A 3,792-nucleotide genomic window follows, 5' to 3' on the forward strand; every position below is an offset into this window, starting at 1 on the left:
TGCTCCAAAAGTAGAAGCAAAACCTGCAGCACCAAAAGCAAGTGCAGAAAAGAAAGTCGAAAAATCTGAGCCAGCTAAACCAGCTGTAGCTAAGGAAGAGGCAAAAGCGCCAGAGCAAGTTGCTCCGAAGGCAGAAAAAGTAGCAGCTAAACCGCAAAGCCGTAATTTCAAGGCTGAGCGTGAAGCTCGTGCCAAAGAGCAGGCAGAACGACGCAAGCAAAACAAGGGCAATAACCGTGACCAACAACAAAACGGAAACCGTCAGAAAAACGACGGTCGAAATGGTGGAAAACAAGGTCAAGGCAACCGCGATAATCGCCGTTTTAACGACCAAGCTAAGAAACAGCAAGGTCAGCAAAATCGTGGTAATGAGCGCCGTCAACAAGAGGATAAACGTCCACATCAAGCGGCTCCACGTGTTGACTTTAAAGCCCGTGCAGCAGCCTTAAAAGCAGAGCAAAATGCAGAATATGCCCGTTCAAGTGAGGAACGTTTCAAGCAGACTCAGGCTGCCAAAGAAGCCTTGGCCCAAGCAAACAAACGCAAGGAGCCAGAGGAAATCTTTGAAGAAGTGGCTAAGTTAGCTGAACAAGCGCAACAAGTTCAAGCAGTGGTTGAACCAGCTCCTGTAGCTAAAGAAGCGCCAGTGGATACACGTCGTAAAAAACAAGCTCGACCAGACAAAGAACGTGATGATTATGATCACGAAGAAGATGGTCCTAGAAAACAACAAAAGAATCGAAGTAGTCAAAATCAAGTGAGAAATCAAAGAAATAGTAATTGGAATAACAACAAAAAGAACAAAAAAGGCAATAACAAGAACAACCGCAATCAGACTCCAAAACCTGTTACAGAGCGTAAATTCCATGAATTGCCAACAGAATTTGAATATACAGATGGTATGACTGTTGCGGAAATCGCAAAACGTATCAAACGTGAACCAGCTGAAATCGTTAAGAAACTTTTCATGATGGGTGTCATGGCCACACAAAACCAATCCTTGGATGGGGAAACAATTGAACTCCTCATGGTGGATTATGGTATTGAAGCCAAACAAAAAGTTGAAGTGGATAATGCCGACATCGAACGTTTCTTTGTCGAAGATGGTTATCTCAATGAAGATGAATTGGTTGAGCGTCCACCAGTTGTGACGATCATGGGACACGTTGACCATGGTAAAACAACCCTTTTGGATACTCTTCGAAACTCACGTGTTGCGACAGGTGAAGCAGGTGGTATCACTCAGCATATCGGTGCCTACCAAATCGTGGAAAATGGCAAGAAGATTACCTTCCTTGATACACCAGGACACGCGGCCTTTACATCTATGCGTGCGCGTGGTGCTTCTGTTACCGATATTACTATCTTGGTCGTAGCGGCAGATGACGGGGTTATGCCTCAGACAATTGAAGCCATCAACCACTCAAAAGCAGCCAACGTTCCAATCATCGTAGCCATCAACAAGATTGATAAACCAGGTGCCAACCCAGAACGGGTTATCGGTGAATTGGCAGAGCATGGAGTTATGTCAACTGCTTGGGGTGGAGATTCTGAATTTGTTGAAATCTCAGCTAAATTCAACCAAAACATCGAAGAATTGTTGGAAACAGTCCTTCTTGTGGCTGAAATCCAAGAACTCAAAGCAGACCCAACAGTGCGTGCTATCGGTACGGTTATCGAAGCTCGCTTGGATAAAGGAAAAGGTGCGGTCGCAACCCTTCTTGTTCAACAAGGTACCTTGAATGTTCAAGACCCAATCGTTGTCGGAAATACCTTCGGTCGTGTCCGTGCTATGACCAATGACCTTGGACGTCGTGTTAAGGTTGCTGGACCATCAACACCAGTTTCAATAACAGGTTTGAACGAAGCACCGATGGCAGGTGACCACTTTGCCGTTTACGAAGATGAAAAATCTGCGCGTGCAGCAGGTGAAGAGCGTGCCAAACGTGCCCTCATGAAACAACGTCAAGCTACCCAACGTGTCAGCCTTGAAAACCTCTTTGATACCCTTAAAGCTGGTGAACTCAAGTCAGTTAACGTTATCATCAAGGCCGATGTACAAGGTTCTGTTGAAGCCCTTTCTGCCTCACTTCAAAAGATCGACGTAGAAGGTGTCAAAGTTACCATCGTTCACTCAGCGGTTGGTGCCATCAACGAATCAGACGTGACTCTTGCCGAAGCTTCAAATGCCTTTATCGTTGGTTTCAACGTACGCCCTACACCACAAGCTCGTCAACAAGCAGAAGCTGACGATGTGGAAATCCGTCTCCACAGCATTATCTACAAGGTTATCGAAGAGATGGAAGAAGCTATGAAAGGGATGCTTGATCCAGAATTCGAAGAAAAAGTTATCGGTGAAGCAGTTATTCGTGAAACCTTCAAGGTGTCTAAAGTGGGAACTATCGGTGGATTCATGGTTATCAACGGTAAGGTTACCCGTGACTCTAAAGTTCGTGTTATCCGTGACGGTGTCGTTATCTATGACGGCGAACTCGCAAGCTTGAAACACTACAAAGACGACGTCAAAGAAGTTACAAACGGCCGTGAAGGTGGATTGATGATTGATGGCTACAATGATATCAAGATGGATGATGTGATTGAGGCTTATGTCATGGAAGAAATCAAGAGATAAGATTTTTGCTCCTTTCTTAGGTGGGGAGGGACGCAAGCAAACCGATGGTTTCATTGCTTATTTTTGAGCCTAGGGTCTCAAAAATCCCCTGTGATGAGACTGATAAATCAGTTCCATCACTTTCACCACGGCGAAAGAAGCAGATGATTTCAAATTGAACTTCGTTTCAATTTGAAATGAAAATCAAGAAGTTTAAAAATAGCTAGGTCTGCTGGCCTAGCTTTTGGTTCAAAGTAGAGAAAGGAATATCATGGCAAATCATTTCCGTACGGACCGTGTGGGCATGGAAATCAAGCGTGAAGTCAATGAGATTTTGCAAAAGAAAGTCCGTGATCCGCGTGTCCAAGGTGTGACCATCACAGATGTTCAGATGCTAGGTGACTTGTCTGTTGCCAAGGTTTACTACACCATTTTGAGTAACCTTGCTTCAGATAATCAAAAAGCTCAAATCGGGCTTGAAAAAGCAACTGGGACCATCAAACGTGAACTTGGTCGCAATTTGAAATTGTACAAAATCCCAGATTTGACCTTCGTCAAAGACGAGTCCATCGAGTATGGAAACAAGATTGACGAGATGCTACGCAATCTGGATAAGAACTAAGAAGAGGGGGAACCCTCTTTTTTGGTGGAGGAAAAGTCAATAAAACATGCTGTCGGAATCTTTCCAGAGTTAAACATTATTAAAAAGCTTTATAAAATTCAACTTATATGATGTTATAGGGATTAGAAAGAGTAAATTTCACAGAAATGGTCAGTAAGACTGGTATCGTCAATATTTTAAAGTGTAGTTAAACGAGGGAAGATAATATGGGACTTATAAAAACTCTAGCTAAAACTTACGGGAATTACTTTTTGACCGTGCAAGGTGTAAAAGTAATGAAAACGATAAAGAAAGATGACAATGTCGTTGTCGGTCTGGGGAAACTCTTTATTGTAGACAAGTTAATGGATACGGCTCGGTGGCTCATTAAGCCAGAGGAGAAAGAATGAAATTTTTCTGGGGACTTCTTGCCATTCTTTTTATCAAACCAATTTTTGGGATTGTGAAATTCTTTTGGATGATCATCTCTTTTGCAGTCCAATTGCTGTTTTACAAGATAGTGTTTAAGATATTGGATTGGCTCTTTAAACTTATTTAGATAGTAATTCAAGTCGCAGAT

4 protein-coding genes are annotated in these 3,792 nt (G+C 43.0%); all 4 read left to right on the top strand.

Annotated elements, in window-relative coordinates; all coding sequences use genetic code 11:
* The coding region (gene infB, locus ACLNCN_RS03920) for a translation initiation factor IF-2 (RefSeq protein WP_424844666.1) at positions 1–2,632 on the top strand (2,632 nt) is incomplete at its 5' end.
* Positions 2,633–2,882: 250 nt separating this feature from the next.
* Positions 2,883–3,233: a 30S ribosome-binding factor RbfA gene (rbfA, locus tag ACLNCN_RS03925; RefSeq protein WP_001273601.1), complete on the top strand. Its 351-nt coding sequence runs from the start codon at positions 2,883–2,885 to the stop codon at positions 3,231–3,233.
* Positions 3,234–3,439: 206 nt separating this feature from the next.
* The gene (locus ACLNCN_RS03930) at positions 3,440–3,622 is read left to right on the top strand and encodes a hypothetical protein (RefSeq protein ID WP_173875836.1); all 183 of its coding nucleotides are present in this window, start codon (positions 3,440–3,442) and stop codon (positions 3,620–3,622) included.
* Positions 3,619–3,771: a hypothetical protein gene (locus tag ACLNCN_RS03935; protein WP_424844667.1), complete on the top strand. Its 153-nt coding sequence runs from the start codon at positions 3,619–3,621 to the stop codon at positions 3,769–3,771. The genes ACLNCN_RS03930 and ACLNCN_RS03935 overlap by 4 nt, the downstream gene beginning before the upstream one ends.
* The last annotated feature ends 21 nt before the right edge of the window (positions 3,772–3,792 follow it).

The sequence above is a fragment of the Streptococcus sp. CL8.13 genome, from assembly GCF_049737895.1.

What these genes read in the sequence shown, in the direction of transcription:
- rbfA (WP_001273601.1), top strand. Translation starts at nt 2,883, where the DNA reads ATGGCAAATCATTTCCGTACGGACCGTGTGGGCATGGAAATCAAGCGT.
- ACLNCN_RS03930 (WP_173875836.1), top strand. Translation starts at nt 3,440, where the DNA reads ATGGGACTTATAAAAACTCTAGCTAAAACTTACGGGAATTACTTTTTG.
- ACLNCN_RS03935 (WP_424844667.1), top strand. Translation starts at nt 3,619, where the DNA reads ATGAAATTTTTCTGGGGACTTCTTGCCATTCTTTTTATCAAACCAATT.